The sequence below is a fragment of the Citrobacter sp. W9 genome (assembly GCF_026719375.1).
In the GTDB taxonomy this organism is placed as follows: domain Bacteria; phylum Pseudomonadota; class Gammaproteobacteria; order Enterobacterales; family Enterobacteriaceae; genus Citrobacter; species Citrobacter werkmanii.
Window position 1 is genome coordinate 20830 of sequence record NZ_JAPPTE010000002.1, and the last position, 22148, is coordinate 42977.

Consider the following 22148-nt stretch of genomic DNA (forward strand, 5'->3'; position numbering starts at 1 on the left):
TTCCGTAGAGATATGGAACATTTTTTGCCTGTCATCCCGTTTGAGCCTCCGTATCATTAGGCGGCGAATTAATCGGGTACGGGTCAATGACATTCAGAGATTTTGAGGCGGAAGAAAAACTCTTCCAGCGGCGTGTGATAGTGGCCTTTGGCCTTGTGGTTATCTGTTTTGGCATCCTGATTTACAATCTCTACAATTTACAAATCTGTCAGCACCAGTATTACACCACCCGCTCGAATGCAAACGACATCAAAATGCTGCCCGTCGCTCCAACGCGAGGCATGATTTACGATCGTAACGGCATCCCGCTGGTGCGCAACGTAACCTGGTACGACATTTCCGTTACGCCTTATAAAATCAGCGATATGGATACCCTAATCAGGCAGCTAACGCCGATCGTTGACCTCACCCCGGATGACATTGACCAGTTCCGCCATGAGCTAAAATCCAGCAGCCGTTATCGCCCGGTAGTGCTAAAAAATGCGCTGACCGATGTAGAAATCGCTCGCTTCTCGGTTAACCAGTTTCGTTTCAGTGGCGTCAATATCAATAGCTATGAAGACCGCCAGTACCCCTATGGGGCCGCACTGGCGCATGTACTTGGCTATGTTTCAAAAATCAACGACAACGATCTGAAAGCACTGGATAAAAAAGGTCTGGCAGAAAACTACGCCGCCGATCACAACATCGGCAAGCAGGGTATTGAGCACTATTACGAAAACGAACTGCATGGAAAAACCGGTTATCAGGAGGTGGAAGTCGATAACCACGGACGCATCGTCCGCTTGATCAAGGATGTGCCGCCTGTTGCCGGGAAAGATATCCATCTGACACTGGACTTACATTTACAGCAATACATTGAGAGTCTGTTGGCGGGCCAGCGTGCGGCAGTACTGGTGGAAGATCCGCACGACGGTTCCGTGCTGGCGATGGTCTCCAATCCCAGCTATGACCCCAATCCGTTTGTCAAAGGCATCAGCTATCAGGACTATAACAAGCTGTTGCAGGATAAAGACCTGCCTTTAATCAACCGCGTCACGCAGGGGTTATACCCTCCTGCCTCCACGGTCAAACCCTACATGGCGATGTCAGCGTTACTGAACGGCGTCATCACCCCGCAGACCAGTTTCTTCGGCGCGCCCACCTGGACGCTACCCGGCACCGAGCGACATTATCGTGACTGGAAAAAAACCGGTCACGGTATGCTGGACGTCACCAAAGCGATTGAAGAATCCGCCGATACCTTCTTTTATCAGGTGGCGTATATGATGGGGATCGACCGGATTAACAGCATGCTCAGCCAGTTTGGTTACGGTAAACCGACCGGTATCGATCTTGATGAGGAGTATAACGGCCTGCTCCCGAGTCGCGAATGGAAACAGAAAGTACATAAAAAAGCATGGTATCAAGGGGATACCATTTCTGTTGGTATCGGCCAGGGCTACTGGATTGCCACGCCGATCCAGATGGTAAAGGCTATGGTAGCGCTGATTAACAACGGCAAAGTCATCGCTCCTCACCTGCTACTCGATGAAGAAAGCGGCAAAACCCTCACGCCATACCAGGCTCCTGAACCGCCGTCGCAAATCGCCTCTGCGTCGTCACCCTACTGGGGGCTGGTGCGTCAGGCGATGTTCGGCATGGCAAATGAACCAAACGGTACCGGGTATAAGTTCTTTCACACCGCACCTTACGGCATTGCGGCGAAAAGTGGCACATCGCAGGTCTTCAGCCTGAAAGAAAATCAGACCTACAATGCGAAAATGATTCCTGTCCGTTTGCGCGACCATGTGTTTTATACCGCTTTTGCGCCCTATAAGAACCCGAAAGTCGCCGTGGCGTTAATCCTCGAAAACGGCGGCAGCGACGGTGTTACCGCCGCACCGGTCATGCGGCAAATCATGGATCATCTGTTTGCGCCGCAGGATAATGCCGCGCAAACAGAGGTGAATCAACAATCAGGTCCGTTAGCGGCAGCCCCCTCTGCCAACGAGATCAAAAATACTTACGCAAGTATTCGGTAAGGCACAGTATCGCCATGGCCTGTCCATATGGCATGGAGGTCCGCGGGATATTGCGGTAAAAATCGAGACTGTGCCCCATTCCGGTGCCAAACGAGGTGTGCATCAATTCACCTTCTGGTGAGATATGTTGCACAATGCCTCTGATGGCTTTTTCGGCCACCGCGGCATAATCTTGACCGACATAGCGTTTACGTACCGCTTTGAGGATCCCATACGCAAATCCGGCGGTAGCTGACGCTTCCAGATACGACTGCGGATCGTCCAGCAGCGTGTGCCACAATCCACTTTCATCCTGGCACCTTGCCAGCGCCGCGATTTGCGCGTGCAGGACCTGCACCAGATAGCGGCGAACAGCGCTGTTTTCTGGTAAATCGAGCAGTTCGAGGAAGTCCGGGATCACGATAGTTAACCAGCTGTTACCACGTGCCCAGCGGGCGTTGGCAAAATTATGCCGCCCTTCATAGCTCCAGCCGTGGAACCACAGCCCCGTTTCTTTATCCATCAGGTTCTGCACATGCAGCAGGAACTGATAGGTTGCCTCTTCAATATATTCTGGACGGTTGAGCAACTTGCCGATTTTCGCCAGTGGCAAAACCGTCATCATCAAGGTGTCATCCCACATTTGCTGATGATTCTCTTCCGCCAGCGTAATGTGCTGCATACCACCGAATTCAGTACGCGACATATCATGCATGGCCCACTCAGCCCAGCTGTCGAGCCACGGCAGATACGCGGGGTTACGCGTCTCTTCATAGCGATACGCCAGCGTTAAAAACGGCGCCATAGTGTTGACGTTTTTGGTGGTCGCACCTTCAGCAAAGCGATCGGCAAACCAGCTATCGATGATATCGCGCATCGTTTCATCGCCGGTTTGCTGATAATACTGATACATCCCGTACAGGCCGACGCCGTGCGTCCACTCCCATCCCGCCCAGCCTTTGGTATCAATAACGCGGCCGTCGTCCAGACGCAGCAGGAATTCGCCTGTCTCATCATGAATATTGACCAGGTTATGCGTCACCTTTTTGATCAACGTTTTTAATTCATCCCTGGCAATAAAATGGTCTGGTTGACGCAATAACGGGCTGTGTTTAACCGGGTAAACAATCATTTACTTCACCTCTGTCAATGTCGAATTCAATGCGGCACCCTTTTCCAGTTTCGGTGCTGCTGGCTTATTACGATTCAGGTAACCAATATTGTTGTTGCCCCAAAGTGATTCATATGGCATGCCCGACAGCATCTCTACGGTCGCGCGGCCTTTGGCGGAGAGCCCTTCCGGCACGGGGCGTCCCGATGCCCGCATTTTTGCGGTCTCTTCACGTAGGGTACTGTGGGTTTGCAGGTTCAGTTTGAAGCGCAAGGAAACCAGGAAACCCAGCGCCAGAACAATTAGCGTACCGCAGCTCAGAATTAACAAAATGGTATGGCTGACTGCCGCGGGTTGTACGCTGTGACCGGAGACAAAACCGGACATCTGCATGACAATCCCAACCAGCATCACCGCTCCCGCCTGTGACGCCTTACGCGTTAACGTCATAATGCCGGCGAAGATCCCTTCCCGGCGCTGGCCGGTAATCACTTCGTCAACGTCAGCAATATAGGTGTAGGTATTCCAGGGAACATAATTGATACCGCCGCGTCCCAGACCCGCAATGGCAGAGACCAGCAGCAACAGAGAATAAACATCGCTTAACCCGGCATAGTAAAGCAGCGCATAAGAGAGAGAGCTCGCGCCAAACAGGACAACCACCATCCGGTATGATGGCGCGGGTCCAAAGCGGATACACAATGGGATCATGGCGATAACGGCAATGAACTGGAAGATAGCCATCGTTCCCAGCAGGTTTGACGCCATCGAGGCTTCCTGCATCAGCACAAACACCACATAGTAAGTAAAGACGGCGTTAAAAACGTCCTGCGCTATATAGCCGCCGAGATACATTCCTAAATGCTGGCGGAAGATTCGGATGCGCAGTGTTGAACTCAATTCAACAAACAGACGGGTCATGCTTTGGCTAAAGGTTAGCTTTTTCTTCTCTTCTTCGGCTCGCAGCGCGGCTTCAGTCCACTCAGCACGTGGGCGCTCCCAGGTAAAGAACCAGACGAAAGTCAGCATCAGCGCGCACAGCACAGAGAACACCAGGCTGGCGTAGAAAAAAGACACCGGGTTATCTTTGCCAAACAGCGTCAGCAGAACGCCGGGTAAGAACGAGGCCAGAATAGCTGACATTTGCGCCATCGAAATACGCGCGCCGGAAAACTTGGTTTTCTGTTTGAAGTCATCGGTCATTTCGGGCACCAGCGTTTCATAAGGCACCAGAATCATGGTGTAGACCACGTCAAAAATCAGATAGGTCAGCAGGTAGTACCAGAAACCCATGTCACCCACCCACATCAGCGAGTAGCTAAAGACGCAGGGGATCCCCAGCAGAATAAAAAACTTACGTCGCCCGAAGCGTTTACCGAGCCAGGTGGAACCAAAGTTATCGGTTAAAAAACCCATTAACGGGCTAACCGCGGCATCCAACACCCTGGCGGTGGCAAAAATGAAGGTCGCCTCGATAGGCGTCAGGCCACAAAACGTAGTGTAAAAATAGAGCAGCCAGGCGGCGGTTAATGCCGTGGTGCCTGCGCCCAAAAAATCCCCCGAACCGTAGGCAAAATAGTTAACCAGTCCGATTTTACGTGTCTTCATTGCCGTTACCCCTGCACATTATTGGGAGGCCCCGCAATCCTCGCGTTGATATTGGGCGTCCTTACAGGGTCACAGTAAAAGCTAACAGGAAGTGAAACCTTTCTGTTTCTGCCAGGGATGTTCGCGAAATGGCAACAGCACAAAGAGTCCGGCAACGTATGTCACCAATTTTATAAAACAGTGTTTCTTTTTAATCAAAGCGGCGGGCTAAAATTGCGAAGCAGCCAGCAGCAGAAACTGCTGGCCTAATGAAGGAAGGCGTTAACGATAGTTTACTATTACCTGATTGCTCTGTACTTGTAAGGCGGGGATCAGACGACCGCCGCCGGGAACTTCCCAGACAAAATGCATCGGTTCGATGGCGGGAACATTATTAAACCCGTTGGTGGTGCCACTTTGTCCGTCCAGCTCGACACAGCGGGACTGAGAACATAAACGCACACGTAACCCCGCAGGGGTTGGGCCATTAAGCGCATAGCGCCACGCCACCAGGGTCATCAAACCCGAGACGGGCTGACTGGGAACCAGAGGTGCGGACGAGGCTGACTGACCACGGTGGTTTAAGGTGATGCCCATTCCGCTCGCCTGCCATGCCCCTTCTCCGGCCGCCTGCGCCACCAAAGGAAAAAGCAACAGCCACAGTAAGTTACGCATTATTTACCTCCAATGGTCGCCGTCATACGAATATGGCGGTTATCGGAAAGCTCCATGTTCGATAACACCACCAGTTGCGGTATGCTGCGGCGTAAAAAGCGTGCCAGTAACGGGCGTAACGCGTGATTAACCAGCAATACCGGCGGCGCACCCAACATTTCCTGGCGGGAGAGCGCTTCCTGGGTTTGAGCCAGCAGCCGGTCTGCCAGACCAGGCTCCAGACCGCCGCCGCCCTGTAATGCTTGCAGCAGCAGACGTTCAAGCGGGGTATCCAGACCAATAACCTGAACCTCTTCATTACCCGGGAACCATTGCTGGGTGATGGCGCGCCCCAGCGCAACGCGGACTACCGCAGTAAGCTCATGCGGATCGTTTTGCAGCGGCGCATGTTCAGCCAGCGTTTCAAGAATGGTGCGCATATCGCGAATCGGTACTTTTTCGTCCAGTAAGTTCTGCAGCACTTTGTGCAGTGTGGTCAGCGTCACAACCCCAGGGACCAGATCTTCGGTTAGCTTTGGCATCTCCTGTGAGACGCGGTCCAGTAGCTGTTGCGCTTCCTGACGCCCGAACAGCTCAGCGGCAAACTGACCAATCAGGTGATTCAGATGCGTAGCGACAACGGTACTGGCTTCAACTACCGTAAAGCCCTGAATCTGCGCCTGTTCCTTCAATGCGCTCTCAATCCAGATAGCGTCCAGACCGAAAGCCGGATCGACCGTTTTCTCTCCCGGCAACGAACCTGCCGCCGTCCCCGGGTTAATAGCCAGCCAACGTCCGGGATAGGCGTCCCCGCTGCCGATTTCCACCCCTTTCATCAGAATGCGATAGCGGGCGGGTTGCAGATCCATATTGTCGCGAATGTGGACCACCGGCGGCAGGAAGCCCATATCCTGGGCAAATTTCTTACGAATACTGCGAATTCGCCCCAGTAGCTCGCCATCCTGCTGAAAATCCACCATTGGGATCAGGCGATAACCCACCTCCATTCCCAGTGAATCCTCCAGTTGCACATCGTTCCAGGTGGCTTCCACCACAGAATTATTTTCCGGCATTTTTACCGGCTGAGGTTCAGCAGGCGCTTTGAGTTCGCGACCACGCATCCACCAGGCCAGGCCGAGTAATGCGGCGGTAAACATCAAAAATACCAGGTTTGGCATACCAGGTACCAGGCCCAGCAAACCCAGCACCGCTGCACTAAGCAGCATAACGCTTGGATTACTGAACAGTTGGGTCACCATCTGTTCGCCTACATCCTGATCGGTACTCACGCGGGTCACGATAACACCCGCCGCCGTTGAGATAACCAGCGCGGGGATCTGCGCGACCAGGCCGTCACCGATAGTCAGCAGGGTATAACTTTCCGCGGCGCTGCCCATGCTCATACCATGCTGTAGCACCCCGACCAACAGGCCGCCAACCACGTTGATCACCATGATCAAAATACCGGCGATGGCATCTCCGCGTACGAATTTACTCGCACCATCCATCGAACCGTAGAAGTCCGCTTCCTGCGTCACTTCCGAACGGCGTTTTTTGGCTTCATCTTCGCCAATCAGTCCGGCATTTAAGTCGGCATCAATCGCCATCTGCTTGCCGGGCATACCATCCAGCACGAAGCGTGCGCCAACTTCAGCGATACGACCGGCGCCTTTGGTAATAACCATAAAGTTAATGATGACGAGAATAACGAAAACCACGATACCGATGGCAAAGTTACCGCCCACCAGGAAGTGGCCAAAGGCTTCAACCACCTTCCCCGCCGCGGCCGCACCGGTATGTCCTTCCATCAAAATGATACGCGTCGACGCGACGTTCAGGGCCAGGCGCAATAATGTGGTAAACAGCAAAATCGTCGGGAATGCAGCAAACTCAAGCGTGCGCTGTGTAAACATCGCCACCAACAGCACCATGATCGACAGCGCAATATTAAACGTGAACAGCAGATCGAGGATGAAAGCCGGCAGCGGCAGCACCATCATCGACAGGATCAGCAGAATGAGGATCGGCCCGGCAAGGATTTGCCATTGCGTGGATTTGAGGTTGCCGGGCAGGCGCAGCATCGCGACCAGATTAGCCATCAGTATTCTTCTCGTTCAGGAAATCCAGTGCGTCAGGCACCGGAAGGTTTTCAGGTTGTGGTGGCGGATTGCCGCCTGCCAGACGCCAGCGTTTTAACTGCCATACCCATGCCAACACTTCGGCAACGGCGGCATATAATTGCCCCGGTATTTGCTGACCAATCTCTGCATGACGATATAACGCACGTGCCAGTGGTGGTGCTTCTAGCGTGGGGACACGATGCTCGGCGCCAATCTCACGAATACGTAACGCCACCAGCCCCGCGCCTTTGGCAACAACTTTCGGCGCGCTCATTTTGTTCTCGTCATACTGTAACGCCACCGAGTAGTGCGTGGGGTTGGTCACAATGACGTCCGCTTTCGGTACATCCGCCATCATGCGACGCTGTGCCGCCGCGCGCTGCATTTGGCGTATTTTGCCCTTAACGTGCGGGTCACCTTCGCTTTGCTTAAATTCGTCACGGATATCCTGACGCGACATGCGCAGCTTTTTCAGATGGCTATAAATCTGGAAAAAAACGTCGAACCCGACCATGGGAATGACGCCCAGCACCACCAACAGCGCGCACATACCGACTAAATCCAGGGCATTGCCCATCGCCGTAATCGGTGATTCCGCCATCAGCCGCATCATCGCCGGCCAGTTATGCCAGAGATAAAATCCGGCCACGCTTCCCACTAACGTGGACTTCAATATCGCTTTGAGTAGTTCGGCACCGGTTTGCGCGGAAAACATGCGTTTAATGCCTGGCAGCGGATTCAACTTAGAGAACTTGGGTTGCAGAGATTTACCACTGAATATCAAGCCACCAAGCATCACGGGTGAGATCAATGCCACCAGAACGACGCCAGTAATCAACGGCAACAGCGCAATCATCGCGTCTTTAATCAGCAGGATGATTTGGCTGAGGATCAGATTGGGGTCATTGACCATACTGTGATCAAACCGTAGCCCAGCCGACAGCATGCCAGCCAGTCTGCGGGCCAGCGACTCCCCACCAATCCAGATAATGCACACTCCCACCAGCAAAATAAGCAGTGAAGTCAGCTCCTTGGATCGGGGGATCTGCCCTTCCTCCCGTGCTTTTTCAAGTCGGTGGGGTGTGGGGGCTTCTGTTTTGTCGTCGTCGCTTTCTTCTGCCACTGTACGTGCTCGTTACCCATTACGTCTGACTTATCATGCCAGCATGGTCCGTAAGCAATGGCGAGAAAAAACCGCGCAATCATGCTCTTTTCGGGGTTTACCCAGCGGATAGATCCTGCGCAATACCGTCTCATCGTCGGCTAAAATCGCTATCACAGCATAATATTTATTAATTTCTGAATTAAGAAACATTAAAAAAAGACGAACATAACTCTGTTAACAGAACAAAATCGAATAAAAAAATAGCAATTTCGCCTAAGTTTTAGAAGAAAGCAATATAAGAAATGCTTAACATAATCACATTATATATCATTCCCTTCAGACTCAATAATAAAATAAAAAATCATAAGCTTTAATTATAACCCACTTAACCCCACCCTACTCCACAACGATTAAACCTCATGTATACTGGCGGCCGAATAATATTACCGTTGAGCTACACCCATATTTTTATGGAATAAAATATTAACACTTACAGGGATTATCAAATCATGAAGATGAAGAAAAGCGCTGTATTTTTTGCTCTGCTGTCAGCATATTCATTTAATGTATTAGCCGCAGAAATGAATGCAGGGACGATTCATTTTACCGGAGAAATTATTGAACCAAGTTGTGTCATTGATGGAGATGATGGTACGGACAGCACTATACCGCTGGGTACGTGGCCGACATCATTATTTACTACTGTAGGTACAGAAACAGATCTGGTTGATGTCGATATAAAACTGACTGACTGTCCGGTGACGACTGAAGGTCTGACTTCCGTGCAGTTAACCTTTAATGGCCCTACCGCATTAACCAAGTCCAATACGCTTCTTGACGTCAGTCAGATCACGACCGCAGGAGAGACGGCAGCTACCGGAGTGGGTATTGCACTTAGCCCAATCAACTCACCAACAACATTGTTGGCCTTCGATGGTTCAGAGGGGCAAGTTTATATTCCGCTATCAACAGAGTCCACCGATACCATTCAGGCTCACCTTCAGGCTCGCTATAAATCGTTCGCAAAAGAAGTCACCGCTGGCCCGGCTGATGCGGACATGACAATTAATATTTTATATCGCTAACACTTTCTATTTTTACGCCTGGAATACTTCCAGGCGCTTAATACCATCGATAATATTTAACCTATTACGGGTCCATTTTATGCGCATCCTTATTATGGTGGCATTATTCTCTCCTCTCTTTTACTCGTGTTTTTGTCCGGCGAGTGGAATTCAGGTTGGCCGCACACGGATTATTTTTGACGCTAACAAAAAAGAGGTCGCGCTGGCGCTGACTAATACTGACACGCAACTGCCATGGTTAATTCAGTCGTGGACCGATACGGGGGATGAGAAGACGCGCGGACCTTTTATCGTTACCCCGCCGCTTTTTCGCCTCAACGCGCAAAAAGAGCAGAGCCTGCGTATCACCTGGAACGGCACGCCACTGCCAGAGAATAAAGAATCGCTGTTTTATATGAACGTGCGCACTATTCCGGCTACCGCCAAAGAAAATGAAAGTAAAAATATTCTTCGGCTAATCTATAAAACCCGTCTCAAACTGCTCTGGCGCCCTAAAAATATTACGGGTTCACCGGCACAAAGCTGCGAGAAGTTACAGTTTGTGCGTTCAGGTAACCAGTTACAGGTAACGAATAATAACGCCTTCTATACGGTTTTCGATAGCTTACACTTGGGCGCAGTTTCACTTCCGAAGGCGGATATGGTGGCACCTTTCAGCACCGCCACTTTCCCGCTGCCCGTGCAAGCTAAGGGTGATCAGGTTACCTGGCACTGCATTACCGACTACGGAAATGCCTCGCAACAATACTCGGCCCCGTTGAGCAAGGGGGGCTAATGTTGCGACGTTCTACGTTTGCTCCTTCGAGGCTGTCGCTGCTAATCCGCGGTCTTCTCAGCATTGCATTTGTCGTTTCAGGCCATGCTTTCGCACGGGAATATTCCTTTTCCTCTTCATCACTGGAGGGCAACGAACTCTCGCAACAGGATATCGATTTGTCGCTTTTCTCCCGCGAAAATGCGCAACTTCCCGGTACCTGGCCTTCGCGGCTACAGCTCAATAAGACGTTGCTGGGTGAAGAACCGGTTACCTATACAAGTGCCACGGATGGTACACTTCAGGCACAGTTCACGCCAGAAATGCTGCGCCACTGGGGCGTTAAAATTGAGAACTATCCAGCACTTGCGGATGCGCTAGCGAATGTACCTCTCCCACACCCTCTGGGGTATTACATCCCGCAAGCCTCATCATCGCTCGACTTTTCCACGATGACGCTCAATATCAGCATGCCGCAGGCCGCCATTGCGAATCCGGCCAGGGATGGTATTGACCCATCACTGTGGGATGACGGCGTACCGGTTCTGTTTACGGATTACAGTTATTCAGGTTCACAGACCCGTGACGGTAACCATAATAACTCTGACAGCCAGTACCTCAATCTGCGTAGTGGTCTTAACCTGGGCGGGTGGCGGGTACGCAACTATTCTACCTGGAGCAAATCTGAAAGCATCAATGCCTGGGATGCCATTAATACCTATCTGCAGCATGATATTGATGTGCTACGCAGCCAGTTTACCGCGGGTGAAAACAGCACCCGTGGCGATGTCTTCGACAGTATTCAGTACACAGGTGTAAATCTGGCCTCCGATGACGAAATGTTACCGTTCAGCCAGCGCGGCTACGCGCCTGTTGTACGCGGGATCGCCAGTTCAAATGCGGAAGTCTCCATCCGGCAAAATGGCTATTTGATCTACCAGCAAAACGTTGCCCCGGGGGCTTTTGAGATTTCCGATCTCTACTCGACAACCAACAGCGGCGATCTGGATATCACGGTAAAAGAAGCAGACGGAACGGAGCATCATTTTACCCAACCTTACTCCAGCACCGCCGTGATGTTACGTCCCGGCAGAATAAAATACGAAGTCACCGCGGCCCGTTACCGGGCGGCCAGCAGCAGCGACGAGAAAGAACCCGAATTCGCCCAGGCCAGTTTTATCTACGGTTTGAACAATGCCGCAACGCTGTTCGGCGGAGTCACCTCTTCTGGTGATTATCAGGCTGCGAACGCCGGGATCGGTATAGCACTGGGCGAGTTGGGCGCCCTTTCGGCTGACGTCACGGCAGCCAGAGCCACGCTGGATAATGACCAAACAAGTTCCGGGCAGTCGTATCGCCTGCTTTACTCGGGCAAGATCGAGCGTACCGCCACCAACTTCACGCTCGCCAGCTATCGCTATTCTACGCAGGGCTATTACAGCTTCAGTGATGCCAATAAGAAATACAGCGGTAATGAAGATGACCTGATGTTCAGCTATAACAAACGCAACCGAATTCAGGCCAGCATCAGCCAAACATTGCTGGGCAGCAGCATCTACCTGAACGGTTATCAGCAGGACTACTGGGGAACCTCAGAAACTGAACGCAGCCTGTCTGCCGGAGTAAATACGACAATAAATGGGATTAGCTATCATCTGACTTATACCTACAGTAAAACCAGCGATCGACAAGACGATCAGATGATCGCCTTTGGACTCAGCGTGCCTCTCAGCCGCTGGTTGCCCAACGCATGGTCGACCTATAACGTCAGCAGCAGCAAACATGGCTATACCCGCCATAATATCGGGTTGAACGGCACGCTACTTGACGATCAGCGTCTGAGCTATTCCCTGCAGCAAAGCCGCAGCAATCACGACGGCGAAGATACCAGCAGTCTGTACAGCAGCTACCGCTCGCAATACGCCAGTTTGAACGCCGGCTATTACACTTCATCGGACCGCTCGCAACAGTTGAATCTGGGTGCCAGCGGCGCGATTGTCGCCCATCCTCACGGCATCACCTTTTCTCAACCATTGGGCGATCAGTTTGCCATAGTCTCTGCTCAAGGGGCAAAAGGCATCCGCTTTCAGAATCAGCGCGGTGTCCGCACCGACTGGCAGGGTAATGCTGTCATCCCCTCCCTGACGCCGTATCAGAAAAACAGCATCCGAATTGATACCACCAGCCTGCCGGATGATGTTGATACCGATGCAACTGCCACCACCGTCATTCCAAGCCGTAGCGCAGCGGTGGCGGCAAACTTTGTCGCGCACATCGGTTATCGGGCGCTTCTCCATCTCACCAATGCCAGGGGACAAGTAATTCCTTTCGGTGCAATGGTCTCCGTCGATAATGCCTCAATTCTCGGCATCGTTGATGATACCGGCACCGTCTACCTCGCAGGGGTTCCGGCGACCTTTCCGATAACCATTCAATGGGGTAAGGCTCGTGAACAACAATGCCATGCCAGCGTGGTCCTCCCTGAGCCCGAACACGCTGCGAATCTCGCAGGGATTCTCTCTACTCAGGCCATTTGCAAACAGGAATAACATATGCGCCACATTTTTGCGGTCGTATTGACCTCGGTTCTCTTTATATTGCCAGCCTCAGTCCAGGCTGCGATAACGCTGTTAACAAATTGCTTTGGAGCATCTGCTGACTATTCAGTGTCATATGAGCATGAACTCAGCAGCACAGAAAACAACACAAATTATTCATACTTAACGGGGAGCTACATGCCAGGTACCGGGCCTGAGATCGAAGCCAATTGCACATGTCCCGCCAATACCACATCAGCATCGATGATTTATGAATACAACTTCGCCGGTAGTCCGCTGACGGCAGGCGTCAGTGGATACGGAGTCTTAACAGAGAACCTGGATATCAAGGTTTCGGGATTTAACGACGCTATCGACAATCCCGATGGCATGGGGTTAAGTGAGATCAAAATCACCGAGTACCCGACCCCAATCGGCAATATGGGCAGTCAAAAGGCAGACCAAAAACTGTCGGAAGGGACGGCAGATGTCTGTAACAACGAAACGCGACCGACCGGTGGCGCAACGGTCAAACGAAAGTTCAAGCTCAGCGTGATTCGCTTTTATCTGTACATTAAAAAACCGATATTGGGTGAAGAGATCATCGACCCCACGCTGGTTGTGCAAAGCTATGCCTGTCTGTATACAGGAAATGGTTCATGCCGCAACACCGATGCTCAACTGGTGTCCAATATCTGGCTGAGCGGTAAGCTTACCGCCCCTCTCAGTTGTACGATTAATGCTGGAAGCACCATTGAGGTTGATATGGGGAGTATTATCAGCAGTCAGTTTGTTAACCAGGGTCAACCGCCAAAAGGCTATACGCTGAAAGATGTCGATATCGCCTACCATTGTGACGGCCCCGCCATCAGCAACAGCGACAAGATTAAGCTGACGTTGACCGCCGATCAGGGCGTGGTAGAGGGTAGTCAGTCCTACATCGCCAAACTGATTGGCAGAAACGATCTCGGTATCAGAATGTTTGATGCAAATAATCAGAACGTAGTACTGGATGGTTCTGTGGACTTTCCGGTTACGCTGGATGAACAGGGAAATGGCATAATTAACATGACGGCCGCGCCGGTCTCTACCACCGCCAGCCGCCCGGAACCAGGAAGCTTTGAAGGCAACATGACCGTTAAAATGGATTTACGCTGAGAACTTTCCCCTCAGACCTACTCTGCGGCCTGAGGGGACTCGCGCAACAATCAGAACCCGAGACTATCCAGCAGGTCGTCAACCTGATCCTGACTTGCCACCACGCCGGCTTTTGAGGTGTCAACCTGCGGGCCGTTCAGCAAGCTTTCGTTTTCACGTTTTGGACGAGCGCCCTGCTCCGGAATGTTTTCCAGCAGAACCATCAGCAGCTGACGTTCAATCTCCTGGATAACATCCATCATACGCTTGATGACCTGACCGGTGAGGTCCTGGAAATCCTGCGCCATCATGATGTCCAGCAACTGGGCATTGGTGAAGCTGGTATGTCCGGGCACGTCACCAAGAAACTGACGGGTGTCGGTGACCAGCTCCCGGGCGTCAGACAGCTCGATCGGATTTTCGAACCATTCATCCCAGCGTTTTGTCAGCTCTTTGGCCCCTTTTTCCATCGCGTCCTGGTGCGGTTGCGAAGCTTCCACGCTGTTCAGCGCGCGCTCTGCCGCCTGTGCAGTCATTTGCACAACGTAATCGAGACGATCGCGGGCATCGGGAATCGCTTCCGCCGCTTCGGCAATAGCCTGATCCAGCCCCAGTTCGCGCAGGCTGTCGCGCAGCATTCGGGTCAAACTGCCGATGCGCGCGATGATGTCCCCTGCTGAGTGTTCGTCAGCAGGTTTAATTTGTGGTTGCATCATCATTATCACACCCTCACATGCCCAGTTTCTCAAAGATCTTATTGAGTTTTTCTTCCAGCGTCGCCGCCGTAAACGGTTTAACGACATAACCACTGGCGCCTGCCTGTGCTGCCGCAATAATGTTTTCTTTCTTCGCTTCTGCCGTGACCATCAGCACTGGCAGGGAAGACATTCCGCCATCTGCACGAATGGTTTTCAGCAGTTCCAGGCCGTCCATATTCGGCATGTTCCAGTCGGAAATGACAAAACCGAATCCCCCAGTCTGCAGCTTATTCAGCGCATCCACGCCGTCTTCCGCCTCTTCAACATTGTTGAACCCCAGCTCTTTGAGCAGGTTACGCACGATGCGACGCATGGTGGAAAAGTCATCCACAACCAAAAACTTAAGCTCTTTATCCGCCATAAAAAATAGACTCCTGATTCAAATACGTATTGCCTGTCCGGCACTGATTTTCGCCAGCATTTGCTGGCTTACCTGGCTAAGATCGACCACTTCGCTTACGCCACCCATATTGATGGCCTCGCGCGGCATGCCGAACACCACACAACTTGCTTCATTTTGCGCAATGGTCCAGGCGCCAGCCTGGTTCATCGCTAACATTCCGGCGGCGCCGTCGTTGCCCATGCCGGTCAGGATCACTCCCACCGCATTACGCCCCGCATGTTTTGCCACCGAATGGAACAGCACATCCACTGAAGGCCGGTGCCGGTTAACCGGCGGGCCGTCATGAATTTTGATTTGGTAGTTCGCGCCGCTACGCGCCAGCTCCATATGTTTGTCACCGGGCGCAATATACGCATGCCCCGGGAGAACGCGTTCCCCGTCTTCGGCTTCTTTCACCGTGATCTGACACAGTTTGTTCAGACGTTCGGCGAACGAGCGGGTAAATCCTGGCGGCATATGCTGGGTGATAAGAATACCTGGACTTGAAAGCGGCAATGGCTGGAGTACATGGCGAATTGCCTCTGTTCCTCCGGTTGAGGCGCCAATCACCAGCAATTTTTCCGAACTGAGTAATGGCCCTGCTTTCAAGGTCGTTGGTGCTGCCATGGGTTTATGAGCCGCCAGTTTTGCCCGCGACGCAGTGCGGATCTTCTCCGCGATCATTTCGCTGTAGGCCAGCATCCCTTCACGGATCCCCAACTGCGGTTTAGTGACAAAATCAATCGCCCCCAACTCCAGCGCCCGCAACGTGACCTCTGAACCTTTACCGGTCAGAGAAGAGACCATGACGACCGGCATCGGACGCAGACGCATCAACTTCTCAAGAAAGTCGAGACCGTCCATGCGCGGCATCTCCACATCCAGCGTCAGTACGTCGGGATTGTATTTTTTGATTAAATCCCGGGCGACCAACGGATCTGGTGCCGTCGCCACCATTTCCATATCACTGTGGCTGTTAATAATTTCGGTCATGATTTGACGCATCAATGCAGAATCATCAACCGACAACACCCTGATTTTACTCATGCTTTATCCTTACCTGGCGCATGCGCATACACGGTCTGTCCACGCAGGCTAAACTCGCGCACGAGGTTGCTAAAGTTTTCTGAATGACCTGCGAACAGCAGCCCATCTGGTTTAAGAAGTGGAACAAAACGGTGCAATATGTCCTGTTGCGTCGTTTTATCGAAGTAGATCATTACGTTACGGCAAAATATGGCATCGAAGGGCCCAGGCACGTTGTACTGCTTATCCAGTAAATTCACGCTGGAAAATTCAACATGCCCCGCCAGTTCCTGCCGGACGCGTACCAGCCCTTCATGCGGTCCGGTGCCGCGCATGAAATAACGCTGCAACTGCTGGGGTGACAGCGTCTTTAGCTCATCAAGGCGGTAAATACCGCTTCTCGCCTTTTCCAGCACTTCGGTATCAATGTCGCTGGCAAAAACACGCCAGCGGCCCGGCGCCATACCTAAGGTATCGGCGAGCGTAATGGCGATGCTGTACGGCTCTTCTCCGGTTGACGCCGCCGCGCTCCAGACGCGGTATTCACCGCTACGCCGACGAGCATGATCCGACAGCACCGGAAAATGATGCCCTTCGCGAAAAAACGCGGTCAGGTTGGTGGTCAGAGAATTAATAAAAGCCTGCCACTCAGCACTGTTCTGGTTAGCTTCCAGCATGCTGAGATAGCGACCAAAGTCATCCAGACCCAGGGTTCGCAGACGGCGGACCAGGCGGTTATAAACCATGTCCCGCTTATGGTCGGCCAGTACGATCCCCGCACGCTGGTAGATTAATTGACATATCCGACGAAAATGCGCGTCAGACAGCGCGAGGCGCTGTGTCATCTGTAACAATAATGACGTTTGCCCGGAGGGCAGAGATGATGTCATAGCGCCTTCTCAATCACATTCAGGATACAACGGGCACAACCTGCGGTTGCGCCAACTCTTGTTTTGCTACGTTTTGCTCTTCAAGCTTAAAAAATGCGACACAGGCAGAAAGATGATCGGCCTGCGTGGCGAGTTGTCCGGTGGCGGATGCGGCTTCTTCCACCAGCCCGGCGTTTTGCTGCGTCACGGAGTCCATCTGGCTGACGGCCTGCGCCACCTGTTCAATACCTCTGCGCTGTTCATCAGACGCCGAGGCAATCTCCCCCATGATGTCGTTCACCCGGGTCACAGAGCTGACAATTTCTGTCATCGTGCGCGCGGCCATATCGACCAACTGCGATCCCTGATGAACCCGGGTGACAGATTCCTCAATCAGTCCCTTAATTTCCTTTGCTGCCTGTGCGCTCCGGCTGGCCAGATTGCGCACTTCTCCAGCAACAACGGCAAAACCGCGCCCCTGTTCCCCCGCTCGTGCAGCCTCTACAGCGGCATTCAGCGCCAGGATATTGGTCTGAAAGGCAATGCTGTCAATCACCCCGATAATGTCGCCAATTTTCTGCGAGCTGGCGGAAATCTCATGCATAGTACTGGCGACCCGCGACGTCTGTTCGCCGCCTTTATGGGCTGTGTCTGCCGCACTTTTAGCAATTCCTGAAGCCTGGCGCGCGTTATCCGCATTCTGCCCAACGGTGGCAGTGAGTTGTTCCATACTGGCGGCCGTTTGCGCCAGTGCAGCCGCCTGCTGTTCAGTTCGTGAAGACAAATCGTTATTGCCCATCGCGATCTCTGAAATGCCACTGTGCATGGCTGAGCTACCCTGGCGAACTTCACTCACTGTTTCACGCAGCGCCTGCTGCATCTTCTTCAGACTGGCAAAAATGGCCGAGATCTCATTGCGACCATAAACTGCTACCGGCCGTGCCAGGTTACCTGCGGCAATGCTGTCGAAATGGCTGCCGATAATCGCCAGCGGCTGGACAATCATCTTGCGCGACCAGTACAACGCCGCACTGGTTAACAGCACCGCCAGTACCACCATGACGGCGAAAATCACCCCCGACATATGATAATTTCGCTGGCTGAGATCCCCTGCTGTTTGCAACACGCGGTCAATGCTGCTCTGCCACGCATTAACATTCGCATCAAAAGCAGCTTGCGAAGCCTGCACCGGCGCGGTCAGAAAATCTGACAATTGGTTGTTCTCAAGCCAGGTTGCCTGATGAACCAGATCGCTGTGCCATTGGCTAAAGCTTTTCTCCGTCGCGCCAATCAGCGCCTTCTCTTGTTCTGTGGTATCCGACGTCGCCATAAAGCGTTTAAACATTGACTCTGACTGCGCCAGGCTATCGCGCGCAAGCGTCATCAAGGCTTTGATATCCTCTGGCGGATAGCTCAGTGCAGTCAGCGTTCCTGCCTTATTAAGGGCCGTACTGGCCTGTAATAACACAGCGCGGGTTTGGGCCAGCGCAGCGCGTTGTTGGTTACTCCGTTCGACCTGATTCAGGTTTTGAAAACCGTCCCGAAATGCCCAGAAGGACAAGCCATTACTGCCAATCTGCAAAACACCGCAGAGGATTAAAATCAAAAACAGCGTGGTCGAAATTCGAATACGATTAAACATCAACGCTCCCATCGGGCGGCGCAGGCCGCGGTTCAACTACCAGTCAAAATGTTTCCCAATTCGTATCTTGTTCACTATTCTGGCGCGGAGATGATGCAGTCGCAGTCGCCGACGCAGGTAACCGCGTATCACGGGGTTTAGCCGACGTCGGGCGTGACGCGAGACGGAAAATCGACACCGACTGGGTTAAGCGACTGGCCTGTTCTTCGAGCGCTGCCGCTGCGGCGGCCGATTCCTGAACCAGCGAGGCGTTCTGTTGCGTCACACGATCCATTTCAGATACTGCGAGCGCAACCTGATCTATCCCGCGGCTCTGTTCGTCTGAAGCAGAGGCGATTTCCCCCATAATGTCGGTCACCCGCGTCACCGCATTGACGATGTCATTCATGGTTTCCCCGGCGCTCTCTACCAGGACAGAACCGGTATCCACTCGGGAAACAGAGTCTTCAATCAATGCTTTGATCTCTTTCGCCGCCTGCGCACTACGGCTCGCCAGATTACGCACTTCGCCTGCGACCACGGCAAAACCACGCCCTTGCTCACCGGCACGCGCCGCTTCAACCGCCGCATTCAGTGCGAGAATATTGGTCTGGAAAGCAATGCCATCGATGACGCTGATGATGTCGGCAATTTTCTTCGAGCTATCGGCAATTTCATGCATGGTGTTCACCACGCGATCAACCACTTTGCCGCCATGTTGTGCGGTATCAGAGGCGCTTTTCGCCAATTGAGAAGCCTGACGCGCGTTATCCGCGTTTTGCTTCACGGTTGCGGTCAGTTGTTCCATGCTCGCGGCGGTCTCTTCCAGCGCAGATGCCTGTTGTTCAGTACGGGATGAAAGATCGGTGTTACCACTGGCAATTTCGCTGGTACCGGAATAAATCGCATCAGAACCTTCACGTACCAGGGTGACGGTTTCCGTCAGCGAACGCTGCATATGGTCAACCGTACTGGCCAGCTCACCAATTTCGTTACGTCCGTGGACCGTCAACGTCGCGGTTAAATTACCGCTGGCGATCTCACGGATATGAGCAATAACGCGCGCCAGAGGGTTGAGCAAGGTATGACGGATGCCGTACCACACCACCACCAGAATCAGCACCAGCACCACGGCCAGAATGCCGAGCTGCCATTGGGCGAAGTGGTAATCACGCGCGCTTTGATCGAATGCCTGAACGTAAAGCTTCTCGCTCACGCTGGCATACTTGCCCAACGCCTCGCCGAGCGCGTTTTGCATTCCCTGAGTAGGTTGCGCGAAATAGGCGTCCATATTGCCGTTTTCCAGAAACTGGACCAGTTCTGATAAGGCCGCATGGTACTGCTGATACTTCTCATCGACGTTGCCGCTGGCTTCTGCCATCTCCGGCAACGGCGTGATGTTTTTAAATTTTGCGTAATGCGTTTCTGCCTGCGCCAGCGATGCTTTCGCATTCTTTAGCAGATCGTTTTTCGCGCTGCTTTGCTGATTGGACGCATCCATCATCATACGCGCGGAAGAACGGCTTAAATTAATACGTGTTTGCAGCATCAGATCCCATGTCGAGGTGAGTTCGCTTTGCTGCTGTCGAAGATCGTTAGAAATAACAAAACTTTGCTGATTCTGCTGCAATGAAGAAAACAACAGACCACCGGAAACAAGCTGTAGCAGTGCGAAAACCCCCAGCACCATCATCAGCATTGTGACAACGCGGATACGGTTAAACATAAGGCACCTTCCTGAAAACGAGTTATCAACGTTATCGGCACTCGCTGAGATAACTTTACGTTTGCGAAAGGGAAATACGGGAGGGAAATACAGTCAGGCAGAACCACTGAGCAGCAGTTGAACAGCCACCACAAGTCATTCACATAAAAACATCATAATTATCATGTAAATAACATTCATATTTGCCTGTTCTTAAGGTCAGATGAGAACAATCATGCACTTTTTCGTGATTCAGATCACATATTCTCTTCGTAAATACCACAACAAAATGAATAAAAAATTAAAAAAAGTTGTATCCGATTACGCTTTAATCCAATTTATATGATGAATATTTCGTTACCACTTAATAAGTATAAAAAATGAGTAACCGAACAATAAATGTTAAATCCTTACTGAGGGCTTTTTAGTGGCAAATGCAAACAAACTCACGTTGTTTATTGTGATCTTCATGCTGGCGGGGATCCTGTCGGGTGCAGGGATCCACTCTTATGCCTCGCCCGGCGTTGTTACCGCCTGGGCCGATAATATTACGCTTCTCACCGACATCTTTTTGCGCCTGATTAAGATGGTGATTGCGCCTTTAGTCTTCAGCACCCTGACCGTGGGTATTATGCGCCTGGGCGAAACCTCAACCATCGGGCGCGTGGGTGGCAAAGCGATGATCTGGTTTATCAGCTCTTCTATTCTGTCTATTCTGGTCGGTCTGTTTGTGGTCTCCCTCGAACAACCCGGCAGCGGCCTGAACCTGGCGATCCCGCTGGAAGCCACCGATACCGGCCTGGCCGTAGGCGGTATGAGCCTGAAAGGTTTTCTGACGCATACCATTCCCACCAGCATCGCTGAGGCGATGGCCAACAATGAGATTCTGCAAATCGTCGTGTTCTCGATGTTCTTCGGCATCGGTGGTGCTTCGCTCGGCGAAAAATTTAACGCCCCGCTGGTTGCCGCGCTGGATGTCGTCTCCCACATTATGCTGAAGGTGACCGGTTACGTGATGTATGTTGCGCCGCTGGCTATTTTTGCCGCAATATCTTCCGTTATCTCCACCCAGGGCCTGGGGATCCTGCTCAACTACGCGTCGTTCATTGGCGGTTATTATGTGGCCATTTTGCTGACCTGTCTGGTCCTGCTGGCCGTGGGTTATGTGATGCTGAAAAAAGAGGTGTTCCGTCTGGTCAGCATGCTGAAAGACCCGGTGCTGGTCGCCTTCACCACCAGCAGTTCCGAAGCCGCTTATCCGAAAACGCTGGAGCAATTAACCAAATTTGGCTGCTCGCCTAATATCGTGTCATTTGTACTGCCTATCGGTTATTCGTTTAACCTGGTGGGTTCTATGGTCTACTGCTCATTTGCATCTATGTTTATCGCACAGGCCTACAATATCCATCTCTCCTTTGCAGAAATCACCGTCCTGATGTTGACCCTGATGCTGGCGTCCAAAGGGATTGCCGGTGTACCGCGTTCTGCGCTGGTGGTGCTGGCGGCAACCATCCCAAGCTTTAATATTCCGGTTGCAGGAATTTTGTTACTGATGGGTATCGACCATTTCCTCGATATGGGGCGCTCAGCGATCAACGTATTAGGTAACGGGATTGCAACGGCGATGCTGGCACAGGATGAAGGTTTACTGGAAGAAGAACCGGAACTGGTTGAACGAGAAGCGTAAGAAGGAA

Annotated in this window: 17 protein-coding genes; 6 read left to right on the plus strand and 11 right to left on the minus strand. The window is 52.2% G+C overall.

Annotation, left to right across the window (positions count from 1 at the left end):
- Positions 1-86 precede the first annotated feature (86 nt).
- Positions 87-2024: a penicillin-binding protein 2 gene (gene mrdA / locus OOJ59_RS04785; RefSeq protein WP_038641449.1), complete on the plus strand. Its 1938-nt coding sequence runs from the start codon at positions 87-89 to the stop codon at positions 2022-2024.
- Here the strand turns inward: mrdA and bglB are convergent.
- The 5 genes from bglB to flhB all read right to left on the minus strand — a co-directional run bounded on the left by bglB (position 1996) and on the right by flhB (position 8598).
- The gene (bglB, locus tag OOJ59_RS04790; RefSeq protein ID WP_160956252.1) at positions 1996-3135 is read right to left on the minus strand and encodes a beta-galactosidase BglB; all 1140 of its coding nucleotides are present in this window, start codon (positions 3133-3135) and stop codon (positions 1996-1998) included. The genes mrdA and bglB overlap by 29 nt on opposite strands.
- Entirely contained in the window at positions 3136-4722 is a 1587-nt protein-coding gene (locus OOJ59_RS04795; RefSeq protein WP_160956253.1) for an MFS transporter, read from the minus strand.
- A 261-nt stretch (positions 4723-4983) separates the two neighbouring features.
- On the minus strand, positions 4984-5376 hold the full coding sequence (flhE, locus tag OOJ59_RS04800) for a flagellar protein FlhE (RefSeq protein ID WP_085048033.1): 393 nt from the start codon (positions 5374-5376) through the stop codon (positions 4984-4986).
- The gene (gene flhA, locus OOJ59_RS04805; RefSeq protein ID WP_006684120.1) at positions 5376-7454 is read right to left on the minus strand and encodes a flagellar biosynthesis protein FlhA; all 2079 of its coding nucleotides are present in this window, start codon (positions 7452-7454) and stop codon (positions 5376-5378) included. Before flhA ends, flhE begins: the two co-directional genes overlap by 1 nt.
- Positions 7447-8598, minus strand: coding sequence for a flagellar biosynthesis protein FlhB (gene flhB, locus OOJ59_RS04810; protein ID WP_038641457.1), 1152 nt, complete (start codon positions 8596-8598; stop codon positions 7447-7449). The genes flhA and flhB overlap by 8 nt, the downstream gene beginning before the upstream one ends.
- A 491-nt stretch (positions 8599-9089) precedes the next feature.
- Here flhB and OOJ59_RS04815 point away from each other — a divergent pair, with 491 nt between their 5' ends.
- The 4 genes from OOJ59_RS04815 to OOJ59_RS04830 all read left to right on the plus strand — a co-directional run bounded on the left by OOJ59_RS04815 (position 9090) and on the right by OOJ59_RS04830 (position 14114).
- On the plus strand, positions 9090-9665 hold the full coding sequence (locus tag OOJ59_RS04815; protein WP_038641461.1) for a fimbrial protein: 576 nt from the start codon (positions 9090-9092) through the stop codon (positions 9663-9665).
- A gap of 79 nt (positions 9666-9744) precedes the next feature.
- The gene (locus tag OOJ59_RS04820; protein ID WP_160956317.1) at positions 9745-10440 is read left to right on the plus strand and encodes a fimbrial biogenesis chaperone; all 696 of its coding nucleotides are present in this window, start codon (positions 9745-9747) and stop codon (positions 10438-10440) included.
- Complete coding sequence (locus OOJ59_RS04825) at positions 10440-12968, plus strand: fimbria/pilus outer membrane usher protein (protein ID WP_160956316.1); 2529 nt, start codon at positions 10440-10442, stop codon at positions 12966-12968. The genes OOJ59_RS04820 and OOJ59_RS04825 overlap by 1 nt, the downstream gene beginning before the upstream one ends.
- A gap of 186 nt (positions 12969-13154) precedes the next feature.
- Positions 13155-14114, plus strand: a complete 960-nt coding sequence (locus OOJ59_RS04830; protein ID WP_223229514.1) for a fimbrial protein — start codon at positions 13155-13157, stop codon at positions 14112-14114.
- Positions 14115-14164: 50 nt separating this feature from the next.
- Here the strand turns inward: OOJ59_RS04830 and cheZ are convergent, their stop codons facing one another.
- Genes cheZ through tar form a run of 6 tightly spaced genes read right to left on the minus strand, consistent with a single transcriptional unit; the run spans position 14165 to position 20475 of the window.
- The gene (cheZ, locus tag OOJ59_RS04835; protein WP_038643245.1) at positions 14165-14809 is read right to left on the minus strand and encodes a protein phosphatase CheZ; all 645 of its coding nucleotides are present in this window, start codon (positions 14807-14809) and stop codon (positions 14165-14167) included.
- 13 nt (positions 14810-14822) lie between these two features.
- Positions 14823-15212 carry a chemotaxis response regulator CheY gene (cheY, locus tag OOJ59_RS04840; RefSeq protein WP_038641468.1) on the minus strand — a complete coding sequence of 130 codons (390 nt, stop codon included), beginning with the start codon at positions 15210-15212 and terminating at the stop codon, positions 14823-14825.
- A gap of 18 nt (positions 15213-15230) precedes the next feature.
- Complete coding sequence (locus OOJ59_RS04845) at positions 15231-16280, minus strand: protein-glutamate methylesterase/protein-glutamine glutaminase (protein ID WP_038641470.1); 1050 nt, start codon at positions 16278-16280, stop codon at positions 15231-15233.
- On the minus strand, positions 16277-17149 hold the full coding sequence (gene cheR / locus OOJ59_RS04850; protein WP_038641472.1) for a protein-glutamate O-methyltransferase CheR: 873 nt from the start codon (positions 17147-17149) through the stop codon (positions 16277-16279). The genes OOJ59_RS04845 and cheR overlap by 4 nt, the downstream gene beginning before the upstream one ends.
- Before the next feature lie 19 nt (positions 17150-17168).
- Positions 17169-18770 (minus strand): methyl-accepting chemotaxis protein IV, encoded by a 1602-nt coding sequence (gene tap / locus OOJ59_RS04855; RefSeq protein ID WP_137350761.1) that lies wholly within the window; start codon positions 18768-18770, stop codon positions 17169-17171.
- A gap of 43 nt (positions 18771-18813) precedes the next feature.
- The gene (tar, locus tag OOJ59_RS04860) at positions 18814-20475 is read right to left on the minus strand and encodes a methyl-accepting chemotaxis protein II (RefSeq protein ID WP_160956315.1); all 1662 of its coding nucleotides are present in this window, start codon (positions 20473-20475) and stop codon (positions 18814-18816) included.
- Between the two features lie 406 nt (positions 20476-20881).
- On the opposite strand from tar, the gene OOJ59_RS04865 reads away from it, so the two are divergent.
- A complete protein-coding gene (locus OOJ59_RS04865; RefSeq protein ID WP_085048027.1) occupies positions 20882-22141 on the plus strand; it encodes a dicarboxylate/amino acid:cation symporter in 1260 nt (419 codons plus the stop codon).
- The last annotated feature ends 7 nt before the right edge of the window (positions 22142-22148 follow it).